This is a genomic window from Streptomyces collinus (assembly GCF_031348265.1).
Taxonomy (GTDB): domain Bacteria; phylum Actinomycetota; class Actinomycetes; order Streptomycetales; family Streptomycetaceae; genus Streptomyces; species Streptomyces collinus.
Genome location: NZ_CP133771.1, coordinates 5,224,363 through 5,241,582, shown reverse-complemented (window position 1 = coordinate 5,241,582; position 17,220 = coordinate 5,224,363). Strand labels below are relative to the sequence as shown.

Sequence of the window (17,220 nt, the reverse complement as noted above, 5' to 3'; positions counted from 1 at the left end):
GCGGACAGGGCCTAGCGCAGCGGCTGGTTGAGGTACGGGTCGGAGACCGCCTTGCGCAGGCTGTCCCAGGCCGCGTCGTTGGCCAGCGCCAGGTTGCAGTGCGGCCCGGGGTCGCGGTAGTTCCACTGAAGGGCGGCCTTGACGCCCTCCAAGCCCTTCAGGACCCCGGGCACCTGCGCGTACCACTCGGCCTGCCGCTGCGGGCGGTTCGCGTCCGCGGCGGTGCCGAACTCGGAGAGCATCAGCGGCTTGTCGTCGGAGATGTTCGCGCGGATCCAGTCGTGCGTGGCGTTCTGCGTCTGCGCGAAGGTCAGCCAGCCCGCTTCGTGACAGCGGTAGTAGTTGTACTGGTTGTAGCCGATCCAGTCGACGTAGTCGTCGCCCGGGTACATCTTCTTGATCTCGTCGGCGTGGTCGAGGTACCCGGTGGTGATCCACGTCCACACGACGTTGTCGACGCCCAGTGCGCGGAAGCGGTCGTGGATGTGCCGGTAGGCCTTGACGTAGTCGGCCGGGGTGCCGTTGTCCGGGGTGCGGGTGTCCATCTCCAGGTCGAAGGAGAGGAACACCTTCTTGCCGTAGTCCTTGATGCGCCGGGCCTGGACGTCGATGACCTTGTCGTCCAGCTCGCCGGCGGCGATCTGCTTCCAGGTCGGCTGCTGCCGCTTCGTGCCGCCCCACCACTTGCTCTCCCAGGACAGCAGCAGCAGGTGGTCCTCGCCGACGCGCCGCTCCTCCGGGGTGAGCAGCCGGCCCTCGCGCCGGGTGCCCGAGGCCAGGGACATGTCGTGGTACGTGTACACGATGTCGAGCTCGCGGCCCACGCGCTTCTCGTAAGCGCGCACCTTCTCCGGCAGGTCGTCCCGCTCGTGCGGCACGAACGCCCCGAACCAGGCGCCGCAGGGCGGTTCCAGGAGGGCCGTGGGGCGGCAGTCCGCCTTGGATCCGGCGGCTCCCGGGCCCGATGCGTCCCGCAGGGCGAATGCGGCGACCAGGACGGCGCTGACGACCGTGGCCGACGTGATCAGCAGGCGGCGCCGGCCCGATGCCGACGGGCCGGCGGACTGCTCCTCGTGTGGATCTTTTCGGTGCTGTCCTCCGGTCGTGCCCGGCGCGGGTCGAAAGGGACGGTGGGGGCGGTTGAACCTCACTGAGCGGAACCCTTCGGTGTCCTCGGCGTCGTCCTCGGCGGCGGAGAGGCGCGCAGCGGCGGACAGAACGCGGCGAGTGTGGTCAGCAGCGTCAGCGTCAGCAGCACCCGCTGCGCGCTGAAGGTGTGCGTGGCGATCAGCACGGTGGCGACGACCATCACGGCGCCGATGCTCAGGAACAGCGTCAGCATCAGCCGCTCCAGCAGGTCGGAGTGGCGGGCGAAGTCCGGATCCCGGCGCTCCACGGGCCCCTCGGCGGGTCGCGCCCCCAGGGCGGGGGCGCAGACTCTGACCACGGCCGCGCCCGGGCCCGCCGCCAGGAAGAGCACGACCGCGGCGCCGCGCAGCGGTGATCCGCCGGGCAGGGCGAGCGCGGCCAGCGCCAGCCAGCCGCCGAACGGGGGCAGCATCCGGACCACGAGTTCCTGCGGTGTCATCGCTCCGCTCCCTCTGACTGCTTCAGCACGTAGAGCCATCCGGCGCTGTTCTCCGCCACCAGCCGGAAGCGCGGCGAGGCGTCGACGGACTTCCGGATGCGGTCCAGCTGCGCCTTGTCGAGCTGCCCGTTCATCTCGGAGTTGGCCAGCTGCCCCTGGGTGAGCAGGAAGTAGGCCCGGCCCGGCCGATCCACCCCGGCCATGTCCCGCGCGAGGGTGGCGGCAGGGCTCCTGACGATCCGGTCGACGTGACTGCGGGCGTCGTCGAGGAACCAGTAGTGGTCGACGCTCCAGTAGTCGGCGTACGCGTCCGGGTAGTTGCGGTTGGCGGCCACGACCAGCGAGCCGTCCGGTGCCTGGTCGAAGAGCTGCCGTACGAGGGCCACCTCCTGCGGCGGGAAGTAGTTGATCCGGTCCTTGCCCGAGTAGGCGGGGACGAACGCCAGGGTTCCGCCGAGCAGCGCGGCCAGCGGCACCCAGGTGCCGATGCCCCACCGGCGGGGCCCGGCGGTGCCGGTGGCCTGCCGGTTGCCGGTCTCCTGCGCGGCGGCGTCGGCGGCCAGGGTGCGGACCTTGGGCAGCAGTGCGGCGGCGGCGAAGAAGGCGGCGCCGGGCAGCATGAACAGCAGCACCCGGAAGATCATCTCGCTGCCGTAGCTGCTCGCCGCGAACATCGGCAGCGGGGCCGCCGCGACGAGCAGCAGGGGCCACGCGCGGTGGCGCAGCACCCGCTGGCGCAGCACGCCGACGGCCGCGAGCAGCAGCACGGAGCCGGACAGCAGCCGGGCCGCCCAGGAGGTCGCGATCGCTCCGGTGCCGGTCGGGGTGGCGCCGTAGCCCGTCTCGACGTTGGCGCCGACGTCGCCGATGGAGCGGATCATGTCCGGCATCGCCGCGGACAGGAAGGGCAGCGCGGCCGTGAGGCACCAGGCCAGGAAGATCACCACGGTCGTGACCAGCGGGACCCAGTCGCGGTAGCGGCGGCTCAGGCACAGGGCGAGCAGGCAGACGGCCAGCATGCCCGGGGTGAGCTGATGGGAGATGACGATCGCCACGATCATGACGGTGATCACCACCGTCCACACCGCCTGGCGCGGCCGGCCGCGCCGCACGGCGGACCGGCCGAAGCGGCGCAGGACGACGGCCAGGACGCCCACGTGCAGCGCGTACGCCACGGACTGCGGGGAGAAGTAGTCCTGCCCGACCCAGTTGGCGACGTAGAAGAGCCAGACCGCGGTCCAGATCAGCCGCCGGTCCTCGGTGAAGGTGCGGTAGATCAGCAGCAGCGGGAGCAGCAGCATCAGACTGGAGGCCAAGGGCCACCAGGCCATGAACATCGCCGTCGAATCCACGCCCAGCAGCCGTTGCAGGGCGGCCTGGGCGGCGAAGAAGCCCGGCCACTGGTCGTACACCGCCATGTCGCCGACCTGATCGGCCGTCTGCAGACCGCCGGCCGTCAGCAGATGGTCGATGACCGCCTCGTGCTTCCACGCCCAGGCGTACAGCGGCGTCGGGTAGAGCACGGCCTGCGTGGCCCGCTCCATCACCAGCAGGCCCAGCACGTACGCCGCCGACCAGGCGCCCGGCCGGCGCGCGTCGCGGACCGTGAACCAGAAGCCGGTGGTGAGCACCCCGAGCCCCGCCCAGAAGGCCGGGTGCAGCGCGCTGACCAGCCCGTAGTCGTCGAGCCGCGAGACGTCGGTGTGCCGCACGGCGTATGCCCAGAGCGCGAGGGCGACGAGCAGCGGCACACCCGGCCAGGCCAGTGCGCGGCGTCCGGACCAGGCCGGGGGCAGGTCGGACAGATCCGTCACGGGCTCATGGGCGGGGCTCGACGACTCCGAGGAGGAGGGGCTGGAGGACTGGCTGGCCGTCTCGGGGCCGCTGCCGGGGGTGTTGGCGCCGTCCCGTGCGGGTGTGGGTTCTGGCGTGGATCTCTCCCTCGGTGTGACTGGCGGACGCACGGTGGTTCCCCCCTGGCGGTTGCTCTCTTCGGCTCTGTTCGGCTCTGCTGGCTCTGCTGGTCTGTTCGGCTCTGCTGGCGCGCTATTCGGCTCTGCTTGCGCTATTCGGCTCTGTTCGGCCTCTGTCGGCCCGGAGCCCGGATCGGTCTCGGCTTCGGGTCCGGTCAGTCGCGGGGCGGGCCGCTCGGTGGTTCGTCGGCCGTTCGGTCGGCTAAGGGGCCTGTCGAGGCTGTGGTGCGGGTCCGCGCCCAGGCCGTCACGGCGCGGTGGAGCAGCAGGAGCAGCGTGAGGGCGACGAGCAGGGGCGGGGCGACCGGTGCGAGCGCGTCACGCCACACCCAGCCGCCGACCGCGACGAGATACAGAACCCCCCAGCGCCCCGGCCACGGCAGCCGTCCGCCCGCGCTCGCGAGCAGCAGCCCCAGTGGTACGAGACACAGCAACTGGCAGACCGGCGGCGCCCAGCGCAGCAGCGGTTCGGGCCCGGAGAGCCCCACCGCGTCCGCCAGGAAGCCGGCCGTCTTCTCATACAACGCCCCGTCCACCGGCCGCGGTTCCCGCCCGAGGGCGGCCGGTGCGGCGTACAGGGCGATGAGGGCGGCGCCCAGCGCCGTGCCGGGCAGCCACGGGTCGCGCCGGGTGCTCAGCGTGACGGCGGCGACGAACACCACGAGCAGCAGGCCGCCCGCGGTGAGCGACGGCAGGGGCAGGCCCTCCAGCAGCTGACGGCCTGTCAGGGCCGTTTCGGATGCCCGGTCGAGCCACGGCAGGTCACGCAGCGAGGCCCAGAAGAACACGACGGCGACACCGAGCAGGCTCCACAGGGCGCCTCTCAGCCGCCGCTCCCGCGGCTCCTGGTCCGGCTCCCCGGGGTCGTGGGGCGGTGGCTGCCCGGTCGGCCCCTCCGGCCGCACGATCAGCGCCAGCGTGTCCGCCTGGAGCGCCTCGCGCTCGTAGCCGGGGCGCCCTATGAAGAGCGTGACCGTGTCCTGGTCTCCCTCCTTGGGCTGGTAGGCGGCCCGGCGGGCCCAGGTCGTGCCGTACCCGGCGGTGGCGTTGAGTTTCGCCCAGTGGGTGCCGTAGGAGGGGGCCGCGGGCGGGCGGGCGGCGGGCACGCTGTCGTCCTGGCGCAGGGCCGCGCGCAGCCCGGCCATGGAGACGACGGCGATCAGCGTCATGCTCAGCAGCACCGCCCAGCCCGCACCCGCGATCCCGGACGGCGTGAACAGCACGGCCGCGCTGCCCAGCACCAGGGCGCACATGGCCCCTTGGAGCGCGGCGAGCACACCCGTGCGCCCCTGGACGCGCAGCACGCCGATGTAGAGCTCCACCACCACCCGCGGCAGGGCGCCCAGGGCCAGCAGCCGCAGCACGGTCGAGCCGTGCTCGGCGTAGTCGGGGCTGAAGGGCGTGAGGATGTACGGGGCGAAGACGACCAGCACGGCCACGACCGGGACCAGCAGCAGCGTCATGCGCCGCAGGGCGCCCCGGACGCCGTCGGCGAGCTGGCGGGGGTCGTGCGAGGCGTGCGCGGTGAGCGACGAGGCCATGTTGATGGCCATGAACTCCATCGTGCCGCCGACGGTGTACGCCACGTAGAAGTAGCCGTTCTCAGCGGCGCTGAAGCGGACCGCGACCATCACCGGCAGCAGGTTGATCATCGCCAGGCTGAACAGGGCGCCCAGCGAGTCCCCGGCCAGGAAGCGGCCCATGTCCTTGATCTTCGGGGGTTCCTTGTCGCGGTCGGCCGCCGCCTGCCGCGGGATGAGCCGGCGGAAGATCAGCCAGCCCAGCGGCAGCGTGGAGAAGGCGATCGCCACCGCCCAGGAGACGAAGATGCCGAGCACGGGCAGCATGCTGGCGAAGACGGCCAGGAGGATTAGCTTCCCGACCGAGAACACCGCGTTCCCGGCGGGCACCCATTCCGCCTTGCGCAGTCCGGTGAGCACCCCGTCCTGGAGGGTGAGCAGCGCCCAGGCCACACAGGCCGCGACGAACACCGCTCCCGCCATGGGTGTGCCCAGGGGCGCGTAGGACGCTCCCCACGCATCGAGCGTCAGCAGGAAGACGGCGGCCGCGAGCGCCACGACCAGCGAACTGGCGATGTACGTGCCCGACACCAGGCGCCCGGTCCGGCGTCCCGCGCGGGGGACGAAGCGGACTACGGCACCGATCATCGTCGTCGCCGTGATGCTGGCGAGCAGCCGCATCGCGGCGATCGCGGCGGAGCCCTGGCCGACGGCCTCCTCCGTGTAGTAACGGGCGGCCACCAGCCAGAATCCGAGGCCCAGCACGGCGGAGACGCCGGTGCTGAGCATGAGGAAGTAGGCGTTCTTGAAGAGCGAGTCGTGGGTGTGGTCGCCGTCGGCAGGCTTCGGCCCGCCGCCGTCGCTGCGCGCGGCGGCGGGCTCGTGCACCTGGATCTCAGTCACGGGACTGTCCCAGCCCTCCCGGTGTCGGCCTGTTCCCGGGCAGCTCTCCTTCTCCCGGCGCCCGCACCGGCCGCGCCCCGGACCGCTCCAGCACCTCGGCGACCGCCCGCGCCCGCAGCGGGTCCACGGGCAGCGCGTGCCGGGCGAACCAGCGGGCCGCCTCGGGGGCCGGCGAGGGGTCGGTGAACTCCGCACCGGCGTAGTCGTCGAGGGGCGGGTCGTAGAGGTAGCCGACGACGATGCCCCGTCGCGCCAGAGCCGCCACCGCCGCGTCCCGGTCGGCCACGAACAGCGGCACACGGAACAACGGCTGGGTGCCGTAGGCGTCACGCGGCTTGGCCCAGGGCGTGGAGAGCAGCAGCTCCGTGCCCGCCCGGCAGGCGTCCAGGACGTCGTCCAGCCGGTCGAGCCCCCGCCCGATGCGCCGCAGCCGCAGCCGGCCAGCCTCCAGGCGGTAGTCGTGCATGTCGACGCGCACCCACGGGTGGTGGGCGTCGAGCCCGGGCGTCCGACGGGCGGCGAGGGCGAGTTCGTCCGGGCGCAGCGGCATCCGGATCTCCTCGCGATCCGCCAGCCCCAGCAGCCGGATCGCGGACCAGGCGGCGCGCCGCAGCCGCAGCCCGCGCACGGCGGCCTCCGCGTACGGCCGGATCAGGTAGGCGAGTTCGGCGCTCGTCCGGCGCGGCGCGAGCAGTCCCGCGCAGGTCTTCTCCACCGCCTCACGCAGCCCCGGATCTGCGAGCGAGAGCATGCCTCCGGCCTTGGCCCCGACGTGCTTGGACAGGCTGAACACGGAGGCCTCGCCCCACGCCCCGACCGGTCTGTCCCCCACCCGGCTGCCGATCGCGTGCGCCCCGTCCTCGAAGAGCGGGATCCCCAGCGCGTCGCACTTCTGCCGCAGACGCGGCGCCGGGTCCGGGTTCCCGTACAGGTTCGTGGTGAGGACGGCCGACACCGAGCCCCACACCTCGTCCGGCACGGCATCGATGTCGATGGACGCGTCGAGCGGGTTCAACGGCGCCTGCACCGGGCGCAGTCCGGCCGCGAGCACGACGAAGAAGATCACGTCGTCGTTGACCGGCGACATCAGCACCCGTCCGCCGGGCGGGCACCAGTGGCGCAGCGCCACGTACAGCCCGAAACGGCACGACGGTACGTACACACATTCCCGGCCGAGCCGGACGCGCATGGCCTCTTCCAGCCGTTTCGGCTGTGCGCCATGCCGCACCGAACCCGGACCGGCCTCCCCTATGGCCATCCGCCCCCCAGATGTGCCGTGGGAAAGCCCCCTCCCCGAGGCCTTCCGGCACCCGCCCAGAGTCGCCCCGTTCGCACCGCTCCGTCAAGATTGCGTCGCGTCCTGTGGATAACTTCCGGCACGTACGAATGGGGCGTCCCGTCCGGCCCGCCGGAGTCGCCCCGACCGGCCCCAACCGGGCCCACCTGCCCCGTTCGCCCGTCTCCGCCTCCTCGGACTCTGCCCAGGACCGGCGTGTCACCCGTAACGTGTGGCACGACCACGAACACGTGGCGACGACATGGCACACCCGAAAGCGAGGCAGCACCCGATGCCCCCCTTCGATGTCCCCGAGGGCGACCCCTTCGGCCCGCACAACCTGCCGTACGGCGTGTTCTCCCTCCCCGGCTCGTCCCACCGGACCGTGGGCGTCCGGCTCGGCGACCACGTGCTGGACGCGGGCGCGGCGGCCCACGCGCTCGGCTCGCCGTACGCCTCCCTGCTCGCCCGGCCGACCCTCAACCCGCTGCTGGCCGCCGGGCGCACCACCTGGTCGGACGTGCGCCGGGCGCTGACCGCCTGGGTGACCGTGCCGTCCCACCGCGAGACCGTCGCACCGCTGTTCCACCCCCTGGCGTCGGTGGACCTGCACCTTCCGTTCGAGGTCGCGGACTACGTCGACTTCTACGCCTCCGAGAACCACGCCCGGAACGTCGGGCAGATCTTCCGCCCCGACGCCGAGGACTCCCTCACCCCCAACTGGAAGCACCTGCCGATCGGCTACCACGGCCGCTCCGGCACGGTCGTCGTCTCCGGCACGGAGATCGCACGCCCGTCCGGCCAGCGCAAGGCGCCCACGGACGCCGCGCCCGTCTTCGGCCCGTCCGTCCGCCTGGACATCGAGGCCGAGGTCGGCTTCGTCGTCGGCGTGCCCTCCCGGATGGGCGCGCCGGTGGCCCTCGGCGACTTCCGCGAGCACGTGTTCGGGCTGTGCCTCCTCAACGACTGGTCCGCACGCGACATCCAGGCCTGGGAGTACGTCCCCCTCGGCCCGTTCCTCGGCAAGTCCTTCGCCACGTCGGTGTCGGCCTGGATCACCCCGCTGGACGCCCTGGAGGAGGCGCTCGTGGCGCCTCCGGCCCGGACGCACGGGCTGCTGCCCTACCTGGACGACAGCGACGAGGAACCCGGCGGCTACGACCTGCGGATCAGCGTCGCCGTCAACGGCCACGTCGTCTCCGAACCGCCCTTCTCCACCATGTACTGGACGGCCGCCCAGCAGCTGGCCCACATGACCGTCAACGGCGCCTCCCTGCGCACCGGCGACCTCTACGGCTCCGGCACGGTCAGCGGCCCGGCGGACGGGGAGCGCGGCTCCCTGCTGGAGCTGACCTGGAACGGCCGCGAGCCGCTCGAACTCCCCGACGGCAAGCGCACGTTCCTGGAGGACGGCGACGAGGTGACCCTCTCGGCCTGGGCCCCGGGACCGAACGGCGTACGGGTCGGGCTGAGCGAGGTGACGGGGCGGGTGGTCCAGGGCTGACACGGACCGGCCGGGGAGCCGGCTCCCCGGGCGTCCGACGGCCGCCCCTCCCGTCTCCTCCGTTGCCGTTCAGCTCCTGACGCACACCGCCCGGCCCGTCATACTGGGCGCGGGGCGGTGTGCCCGCACGTACGCCACGCTCGGCGTGGACACCGGTGCGCTCGGCGACCGCCCTCCCCCGCACGACCCGTAGCCGCCCCTCTTCCGACGAGGAACCGGAGCCCGTGGCCATGACCGTCTGCCTGCTCCTGCTGAGCGTCGTCGCCGTGACGGCCGCCGTCCCCGTTCCCCGTGCGCTGACGCGGGCCGCCTGGCCCGAGCGGGAACCGGTGGTCGCGCTGTGGGTCTGGCAGTGCCTGGTGGCCACGGTTCTGCTGTGCTGCGTGACGGCACTCTCCCTGGGCGCCGCGGCCGTCTTCGGTACCGTCCGCGCCCAGCTCTTCGCCCCGGCACCCCCCGCGGTGACCGCGGCGTACGACCTGTCCACCGCCCCGCCCTGGGCCGCCGCCCTCACCCTGCTGCTGGCCTGCGGTGCCGCCTGGACGACGGCGATGCTCGCACGGGAGCTCGTCGAGGCCCGCCGGCGCCGCGCCCAGGCCCGCGCCCACCTGCGCGAGCGCGCCCCCGACCTGCCGGCCGGCCTGCCCGCGGCCCGGGGACCGCTGCTGGTCCTGGAGGACGAGTACCCCGACGCCTGGTGGATGCCGGGCAGCCCGCCCCAGCTGATCGTCACCACGGGCGCCCTGCACCGCCTCACCGGCCACCAGATCGACGCCGTCCTCACCCACGAGCGGGGCCACGCCCGGGCCCGCCACGACTGGCTGCTGCACCTGTCCACGGCCCTGGCCACCGGCTTCCCGCGCATCCCGCTGTTCGCCCACTTCTGCGACCAGACCCACCGCCTGGTCGAACTGGCCGCCGACGACATGGCCTCCCGCCGCTGCGGCCACCTGACCACGGCCCTGGCCCTGATCGAGCTCAACCAGCACCGCGGCGTCCTGTCCTGCGCCTCCAGCCACCGCCTGCTGGGCGAACGGGTCGACCGGCTCCTGGAGCCGCCGCCCCGGCTCGGCCGCCGGCACCGGGCCCTGACCACCACGACGGCGGCACTCGTACCGCTGCTGCCCCTGCTGATCGCGTTCGCTCCGGGACTGACGGCGCTTTCGTAGCCGGGCGGGCCCGGCGGCGGCCGGTGGCTGTCGCAGGTGTGGCGGCCCGGCAGTCGGCGGCTCCCGCGGGCGTACCGGCCCGGCAACCGGCGACTCTCGCGGGCCTCCCGGCCCAGCAGCCGGTGACTCTCACAGGCGTACCGGCCCGGCAGCCGGTGGCGGGTCTCCTCGCGGGGCGGCCGAAGCGCCAGCTCATCCATCGGATCGGTCACACTCCGGGTGGCGCAACATTCCCGCAACACCACTTTTCCTATCGGATAGGTATGGTCCGAGCCATGCCCAGTGACCGCATCCGAGACCACGCCGGACAGGGAGCCGCGACCACCGTCGCCGCCCACCGCGCGCGGCGACGGCTGCGCGCCGACCGGGCCCGGCAACTGGCCGACCTGCTCCGCCGATTGCTGCTCACCGGCGCCTTCCCCGACGGTGTCCTCCCCCACGAGTCGACCCTCGCCGCCGAGTACGGCGCCAGCCGCAACACGGTCCGCGAGGCTCTCGACCTGCTGCGGGCCGAGGGCCTCGTGGAGCGCCAGCCCGGCGTCGGCACCGTGGTCGTGGCCCACAAGTACCCCCACGGCCTCGACCGCCTGATGGGCCTCGCGGAAACCCTCCGCGAACACGGGCAGGTCACCAACGAGGTCCGCACCATGGGCCCCTCCCCGGCACCCGCACCCGTCGCCGACCGCCTCCGGCTCGCGCCCGGCACCGACGTCCTCTACATCGAACGCCTGCGCAGGCTCGGCGGTCTGCCCCTGTCCCTCGACCTCACCTACATCCCCCTCGACATCGGCACCGAACTGCTCGGCGCCGACCTGGAGAACACCGACGTCTTCCGCCTCCTGGAAGCCGTCACCGGCCAGCGCCTCGGCCATGCCGAGATCACCCTGGAAGCGGTCAGCGCGGACACCCACTCGGCCGCCGTGCTCGAGGCCCCGCGCGGCGCCGCCGTTCTCATGCTGGAACGCCTCACCCACCTCGCGGACGGCCGCCCGGTCGACCTGGAGTTCATCCGTTTCCGCGGCGACCGCATCACCATGAGCGGCCTGCTGCACCGGACCCGGTAACCAACCCGCTCGCGCACATCCCTGGAGACAGCCATGCCCTTGGCGCCCCAGCGGGCCGACGTGCCCGTGACCATCGACGAGTCGAAGTGCATCGACGGCTGCACGCTCTGCGTGGACATGTGCCCGCTGGACTCCCTCGCCATCGACGAGCGCAACGGCAAGGCCTACATGCATGTCGACGAGTGCTGGTACTGCGGCCCGTGCGCTGCCCGCTGCCCCACCGGAGCCGTCACGGTCAACATGCCCTATCTGCTCCGGTGAGAGGCCGAAACCGCCATGTCCCGAACCACCATGCAACGCACAGCAGTCGCGATCTCCGCCGTCGTCCTCCTGCTCCCGCTCAGCGCATGCGGCGGTGACGCCGAGGCCGGCAGCGGCTCCACGGTCACCGTCACCGTCGGCTACCAGTCCAGGACGATCAACACCGTCACGGCGGGCACCCTGCTCCGCTCCCTCGGCTCCTTCGAGAAGCAGCTCAACTCCCTGCACGACGGCGTCCGCTACAAGGTGGACTGGCAGGACTACGCCACCGGAGCCCCCATCACCGCCCAGATGACCGCCGGGAAGATCGACATCGGCTCGATGGGCGACTTCCCCCTCCTCATCAACGCGGCCCGCGGCAAGCAGCTGAACAGCCCCACCCGCCTGGTCTCGGTCACCGGCTACAACCTCCGCGGCGGCCTCAACACCATCGTCACCGCGCCCGGCTCCAAGCTGACCTCCCTGAAGGACCTGAAGGGCAAGAAGGTCTCCACGAGCGTCGGCTCGGCCGCCGACGGCACTCTCGTACGGGCTCTCCAGCGCGCCGGCATCGACCCGAACGGCGGCATCGAGAAGCTCAACCAGCAGCCCTCCGTCGGCGCCTCCGCCCTCACGGCGGGCAGCACGGACGCGCTCTCCCAGTTCGTCGCCTGGCCCGGCCTGCTCGCCTTCCAGGGCAAGGCGAAGGCGATCTACGACGGCGCCCGGCTGAACCTGCCCACCTTCCACGGCGTCACCGCCCGCGAGGACTTCGCCGAGGAGCGCCCGGCCGTACTGGAGGCGTTCCTGAAGGCCCAGGCGGAGGCGACCGACTACCTGAACGACCACCCGGTGGACGCCGCCGAGAAGGTCGCGAAGGCGACGGGCCTGCCCGCCGAGGTCGTCTACCTCTACAACGGCGCTCACGGCATCGCCACCTTCGACCCGGCCATCAAGCCCCAGCTCGTCTCCGCGCTGAAGCAGGACGTGTCGGTCCTCAAGTCGGCGAAGCTCACCGGCGACGTGGACGTCGACTCCTTCGTCGACGACCGGTACGTGAAGAAGGCCCTCGGACCGGCGGCGTACGCCAGGCACCTCGCCACGAAGCCCGCACCGGCCGCGAGCGAGGCCTGGCCCAAGGGCGCTTCGAAGACGATCACGTTCAACTCCCCCTCCAAGCTGCTGCGTTACGTCGCCGGGCACCGCGACGACCTGCGCGCCGCCTACGTCCCCGACACCACCACCGGCACCCTCTGGTTCGCCGACGAGGCCGTGTGGGTGGCCGACGGCGACCAGCTGCTGCCCTTCGTCGCCCCCGACACCGCGCAGGCGTACATCGCCGGGCACGGCGGAGCGCGGGTCGTCCCGTACGTTGACGCCCTGGAGCGGGCGTCGTGAAGCGGTACGCGCTTCGCGTGGTGTCGCTTGCCGCCGCGCTGGGGCTGTGGCAGGCGCTGACCAGCCTGAACATCGACCTGTGGCTGCGCTTCTCGCAGTTCCCGACGGTCACCGACGTGGCCCGGACCTTCGCCGCCCGGGTGTCCGGGCCGGACTACTGGACGGACCTCACCGACAGCCTCACCCGGATCCTCACCGGTTTCCTGCTGGCCGCCGTCCTCGGTGTGGCCACGGGCGTGCTCGTGGCGCGCTCGCGTCTCGCCGAGGACCTGCTCGGTCCGGTGCTGGAGGTGATCCGGCCGATCCCGGCCATCGCCCTGGTCCCCGTCGCGATCCTGCTGTTCCCCTCCAACGAGCAGGGCATCGTCTTCATCACCTGCACCGCCGCCTTCTTCCCCGTCCTGGTCTCCACCCGGCACGCGGTGCGCGCCCTGACCCCGGTGTGGGAGGAGGCCGTGCGCACCATGGGCGGCGGCCGGTGGCGGATCCTCGGCTCGGTCGTGCTGCCGGGCGCGCTGCCCGGTGTGTTCGGCGGCCTGTCCGTCGGCATCGGCGTCTCGTGGATCTGTGTGATCTCCGCCGAGATGATCTCCGGCCAGTACGGCGTGGGGTACCGCACCTGGCAGGACTACACGGTCGTCGACTACCCCGGCGTGTTCGTCGGCATGGTCACCATCGGCGTCCTCGGCTGGCTCACCTCCACGGCCGTGGAACTCCTGGGCCGCCGCCTCACCCGTTGGCTGCCCCGCACCGCGTACGTGCCCGGGGCCCGGCCGCCCCGGCACGACCGGTCCGTGACACCGGCACCGGCCGCCCCCGCCGAGGTCCCCGGAGGGGCCCGATCCGAGGAGGCACGCGATGAGCACCTCGTCTGAGACCGTCTCGAACACCCCGTCCGGGGCTGCCCCGGATGCCTCGTCCGGCACCGGCCCGAAAGCCTCGTCCGAGGCCGGCGCCCCCGCCGCCCCCGTGCGCGGCACCCGGCTCACCCTCGCCGGTGCCTCCCTCGGCCGCCCCGGCACGACCGCCCTGGACCAGGTCGACCTGGACATCGCCCCCGGCGAGATCCTCACCGTCGTTGGCCCCTCCGGCTGCGGCAAGTCGACCCTGCTGCGCACCCTGGCCGGCCTGCTGTCGCCGCTCGCCGGTGAGATCGCCCAGGACGGGCACCCGCTGACCGGCCCCTCTGCCGACCGCGCCCTGGTCTTCCAGGAGGACGCCCTGCTCCCCTGGCGCACCCTGCGCGCCAACGTCGAACTCCCCCTCGCCATCCGCGGCATGCCCGGCGCCGAGCGCCGGAGGCAGGCCCAGACCTGGCTGGAGCGGGTCGGACTCGGCTCGCAGGCGCGGCAGTTGCCGCACAGGGTCTCCGGCGGGCAGCGCCAGCGCGTCCAGCTGGCCCGCGCCCTGGCCGGACGCCCGCGGGCCGTCCTGATGGACGAGCCGTTCGGTGCCCTCGACGCGCAGACCCGCGCGGGGATGCAGGACCTGCTGGTGGAGGTGCTCCAGGGCACGGGCGCCACCGTCGTCTTCGTCACCCACGACGTGGACGAGGCGCTGTTCCTCGGCGACCGCGTGGCCCTGCTCGGCGCGGGCGGCCTCGTCGCCGTCCGGGACATCCCCCGCCCGCGCGAGCGCGGCGCATACGAAGCCCCGGCGCGCGTGGCCCTGCGGCGCGACGTCCTCACCTCGCTCGGTACGTGAAAGGCACCCCGGTGACCACCTCCGTGAACCCCCCTGCGGACACCCCCCTGGCCGTCCCGCCTCTCGCCGACGCCGAGGAACTGACCTGCGACGTCCTCGTCATCGGCGGCGGCACCGCCGGCACCATGGCCGCCCTGACCGCCGCCGAGCACGGCGCGGACGTGCTCCTCCTGGAGAAGGCGCACGTCCGTCACTCCGGCGCGCTCGCCATGGGCATGGACGGCGTCAACAACGCGGTCATCCCGGGCCGGGCCGAACCCGACGACTACGTCGCCGAGATCACCCGCGCCAACGACGGCATCGTCGACCAGTCCACCGTCCGCCAGACCGCCACCCGCGGCTTCGGCATGGTGCAGCGGCTGGAGTCCTACGGCGTGAAGTTCGAGAAGGACGAGCACGGCGACTACGCGGTCCGCCAGGTACACCGCTCCGGCTCGTACGTCCTTCCGATGCCGGAGGGCAAGGACGTCAAGAAGGTCCTCTACCGGCAACTGCGGCGGCGCGAGATGCGGGAGAGGATCCGCATCGAGAACCGCGTGATGCCGGTGCGGGTCCTCACGGCGGACGGGCGGGCTGTCGGAGCGGCGGGCTTCAACACCCGCACCGGGCAGTTCGTCCAGGTCCGCGCGGGCGCGGTGATCCTCGCGACCGGAGCCTGCGGCCGTCTCGGCCTGCCCGCCTCCGGCTACCTCTACGGCACCTACGAGAACCCCACCAACGCGGGCGACGGCTACGCCATGGCCTACCACGCGGGCGCCGAACTCACCGGCATCGAGTGCTTCCAGATCAACCCGCTGATCAAGGACTACAACGGCCCGGCCTGCGCCTACGTCGCCAACCCCTTCGGCGGCTACCAGGTCAACCGGCACGGCGAACGCTTCGTCGACTCCGACTACTGGTCGGGCCAGATGATGGCCGAATTCGCGGCGGAGGTCGCCTCCGACCGGGGCCCCGTCTACCTGAAGCTGAGCCATCTCCCCGAGGAGTCGGTATCGGCCCTGGAGACGATCCTGCACTCCACCGAGCGCCCCACCCGCGGCACCTTCCACTCCGGTCGCGGCCACGACTACCGCACCCACGACATCGAGATGCACATCTCCGAGATCGGCCTGTGCGGCGGCCACTCCGCCTCCGGCGTCCGCGTGGACGACCACGCCCGCACGACCGTGCCCCGGCTCTACGCGGCCGGCGACCTGGCCTGCGTGCCGCACAACTACATGATCGGCGCGTTCGTCTTCGGCGACCTCGCGGGCGCGGACGCCTCCCAGTACTCGGCGTACGAAGGGGAGTTGCCGGGTGACCAGCTGCGCGCGGCGCACGAGCTGATCTACCGCCCGCTGCGCAACCCCGACGGCCCGCCGCAGCCCCAGGTCGAGTACAAGCTGCGCCGCTTCGTGAACGACTACGTGGCCCCGCCCAAGTCCGGCGCCCGGCTGTCGCTGGCCCTGGAGTCCTTCGAGCGGATGCACACCGACATCGCCGGGATGGGCGCCCGCACCGCGCACGAGCTGATGCGCTGCGCCGAGGTCACCTTCATCCGCGACTGCGCGGAGATGGCCGCGCGCTCCTCCCTGGCCCGGACGGAGTCCCGCTGGGGTCTCTACCACGACCGCGTCGACCACCCCCGGCGCGACGACGCCTCCTGGTTCCACCATCTCGATCTGCACAAGTCCCCCTCTGGTGCGATGGAGTTCACGGCCCGGCCCGTGGCTCCCTATCTCGTTCCGGTCGACGGCTTCGACCCCGTCGGCGGTCCGTCCCGTGCTCTCGGCGAGGTCCACGCCGAGGACGTGGCGACGGCGGGCTCGCGGGACGTGGCGCCGGTCGCGGCCCCGGCAGGGGCGGCAGAGCCGGAGCGGGCCGGACCGAACCCGACGACCACGTCGCCTGTACCGCAGGTCGCGACCACCGCGCTTACCGGCGAGCAGTCCTCCGCCCGTCTCCTCGAACTCGTCGCCCTCGCCGAGGAGGAGCCCGAACTCGAAGCCCTTCAGCCGTACTTGACCGACCCCGAGGCCACCGTCCGCCGCGAGGCCGTCGGCGTGCTCACCGAGACGCTGCCGCCGGGAACGGGCACCGCCCTGGCCACCGCCTTGCGCGACGCCCACGCCGAGGTGCGTGCCGCCGCTGCCGCGTCACTCCGTGAGCTCGTCGAGACGCTCCCGGCCGAACCGGATCTGCGGGACGGCCTCGCCGCCGCCCTGGCCGAGCCGGACCCGGTGGTCCGCGCCGCGGCCCTGGACGTCCTGCGCGCCCTGCGCCTGGGCGACACCGGCCTGTTCGCGGGCTCCCTGGCCGACTCCGACATCGCCGTCCGCATCGAGGCCGTCCGCGCCCTGGTGTCCGTCGACGCCGCCGGCGAACTGGCCCGGGCGGCGGTCGGCGACCCGTCCCGCGAGGTCCGCGTGGCGATCGCCAAGGGCCTTGCCACAGTGAGTGCCGAGCGGCCGGCCCGTGACATCCCGGCCGCCGCCGATCCCGCTGCCGACGCCATCGAGGCGGCCCTCACCGGCCTCCTCGACGACCCCGACGCCCTGGTGCGGGCAGCGGCCTACGGAGCGCTGGGCACGACCGGCTGCCCGGGGCCTCTCACCGCACGCGCGGTGGCGGCCCTGGCCGAAGCGGCCTGGCAGGTCCGGGCCGGAGCCGCCACGGCCCTGTCCGTCGCCGACCCCGACGTGGCCGTGCCGGCCCTCGCCAAGGCTCTGGCGGACTCCAACGCGGACGTCCGCAAGGCCGCCGTCCTGGCACTGACCCGGCACCGCGCCACCGAGGAGGCCCGGGCGGCCCTCGCCACGGCGACGACGGACTCCGACGCGGATGTCAGGGCGTATGCGGGACGGGCGTTGTGACCGGTCCGGCGGCTCGCCGATCCCTGTGA

13 protein-coding genes are annotated in these 17,220 nt (G+C 73.0%); 8 read left to right on the top strand and 5 right to left on the bottom strand.

Annotated elements, in window-relative coordinates:
- Nucleotides 1-11 precede the first annotated feature (11 nt).
- The 5 genes from RFN52_RS23880 to RFN52_RS23860 form a co-directional block, all read right to left on the bottom strand.
- Complete coding sequence (locus RFN52_RS23880; protein WP_229856481.1) at nucleotides 12-1,151, bottom strand: glycosyl hydrolase; 1,140 nt, start codon at nucleotides 1,149-1,151, stop codon at nucleotides 12-14.
- Complete coding sequence (locus RFN52_RS23875) at nucleotides 1,148-1,588, bottom strand: hypothetical protein (protein WP_184848888.1); 441 nt, start codon at nucleotides 1,586-1,588, stop codon at nucleotides 1,148-1,150. Before RFN52_RS23875 ends, RFN52_RS23880 begins: the two co-directional genes overlap by 4 nt.
- The gene (locus tag RFN52_RS23870; RefSeq protein ID WP_184848886.1) at nucleotides 1,585-3,402 is read right to left on the bottom strand and encodes a glycosyltransferase; all 1,818 of its coding nucleotides are present in this window, start codon (nucleotides 3,400-3,402) and stop codon (nucleotides 1,585-1,587) included. The genes RFN52_RS23875 and RFN52_RS23870 overlap by 4 nt, the downstream gene beginning before the upstream one ends.
- Nucleotides 3,403-3,716: 314 nt before the next feature.
- Entirely contained in the window at nucleotides 3,717-5,984 is a 2,268-nt protein-coding gene (locus RFN52_RS23865; RefSeq protein ID WP_311241040.1) for a lipopolysaccharide biosynthesis protein, read from the bottom strand.
- Nucleotides 5,977-7,242 (bottom strand): DegT/DnrJ/EryC1/StrS family aminotransferase, encoded by a 1,266-nt coding sequence (locus RFN52_RS23860; protein ID WP_184848884.1) that lies wholly within the window; start codon nucleotides 7,240-7,242, stop codon nucleotides 5,977-5,979. The genes RFN52_RS23865 and RFN52_RS23860 overlap by 8 nt, the downstream gene beginning before the upstream one ends.
- A gap of 310 nt (nucleotides 7,243-7,552) precedes the next feature.
- Here RFN52_RS23860 and fahA point away from each other — a divergent pair, with 310 nt between their 5' ends.
- The 8 genes from fahA (at nucleotide 7,553) to RFN52_RS23820 (ending at nucleotide 17,191) form a co-directional block, all read left to right on the top strand.
- Nucleotides 7,553-8,764 carry a fumarylacetoacetase gene (gene fahA, locus RFN52_RS23855; protein WP_184848882.1) on the top strand — a complete coding sequence of 404 codons (1,212 nt, stop codon included), beginning with the start codon at nucleotides 7,553-7,555 and terminating at the stop codon, nucleotides 8,762-8,764.
- Between the two features lie 230 nt (nucleotides 8,765-8,994).
- Nucleotides 8,995-9,933, top strand: a complete 939-nt coding sequence (locus RFN52_RS23850; protein WP_184854009.1) for a M56 family metallopeptidase — start codon at nucleotides 8,995-8,997, stop codon at nucleotides 9,931-9,933.
- Nucleotides 9,934-10,208: 275 nt separating this feature from the next.
- On the top strand, nucleotides 10,209-10,997 hold the full coding sequence (locus tag RFN52_RS23845) for a GntR family transcriptional regulator (protein WP_184848880.1): 789 nt from the start codon (nucleotides 10,209-10,211) through the stop codon (nucleotides 10,995-10,997).
- Nucleotides 10,998-11,030: 33 nt separating this feature from the next.
- Nucleotides 11,031-11,258, top strand: coding sequence for a 4Fe-4S dicluster domain-containing protein (locus tag RFN52_RS23840; RefSeq protein ID WP_003992261.1), 228 nt, complete (start codon nucleotides 11,031-11,033; stop codon nucleotides 11,256-11,258).
- A gap of 30 nt (nucleotides 11,259-11,288) precedes the next feature.
- Nucleotides 11,289-12,635 carry an ABC transporter substrate-binding protein gene (locus RFN52_RS23835; RefSeq protein WP_184848878.1) on the top strand — a complete coding sequence of 449 codons (1,347 nt, stop codon included), beginning with the start codon at nucleotides 11,289-11,291 and terminating at the stop codon, nucleotides 12,633-12,635.
- The gene (locus RFN52_RS23830) at nucleotides 12,632-13,510 is read left to right on the top strand and encodes an ABC transporter permease (RefSeq protein WP_184848876.1); all 879 of its coding nucleotides are present in this window, start codon (nucleotides 12,632-12,634) and stop codon (nucleotides 13,508-13,510) included. Before RFN52_RS23835 ends, RFN52_RS23830 begins: the two co-directional genes overlap by 4 nt.
- Nucleotides 13,494-14,339 carry an ABC transporter ATP-binding protein gene (locus RFN52_RS23825; protein ID WP_311241039.1) on the top strand — a complete coding sequence of 282 codons (846 nt, stop codon included), beginning with the start codon at nucleotides 13,494-13,496 and terminating at the stop codon, nucleotides 14,337-14,339. The genes RFN52_RS23830 and RFN52_RS23825 overlap by 17 nt, the downstream gene beginning before the upstream one ends.
- Nucleotides 14,340-14,350: 11 nt before the next feature.
- Nucleotides 14,351-17,191 carry a fumarate reductase/succinate dehydrogenase flavoprotein subunit gene (locus RFN52_RS23820; RefSeq protein ID WP_374050176.1) on the top strand — a complete coding sequence of 947 codons (2,841 nt, stop codon included), beginning with the start codon at nucleotides 14,351-14,353 and terminating at the stop codon, nucleotides 17,189-17,191.
- The last annotated feature ends 29 nt before the right edge of the window (nucleotides 17,192-17,220 follow it).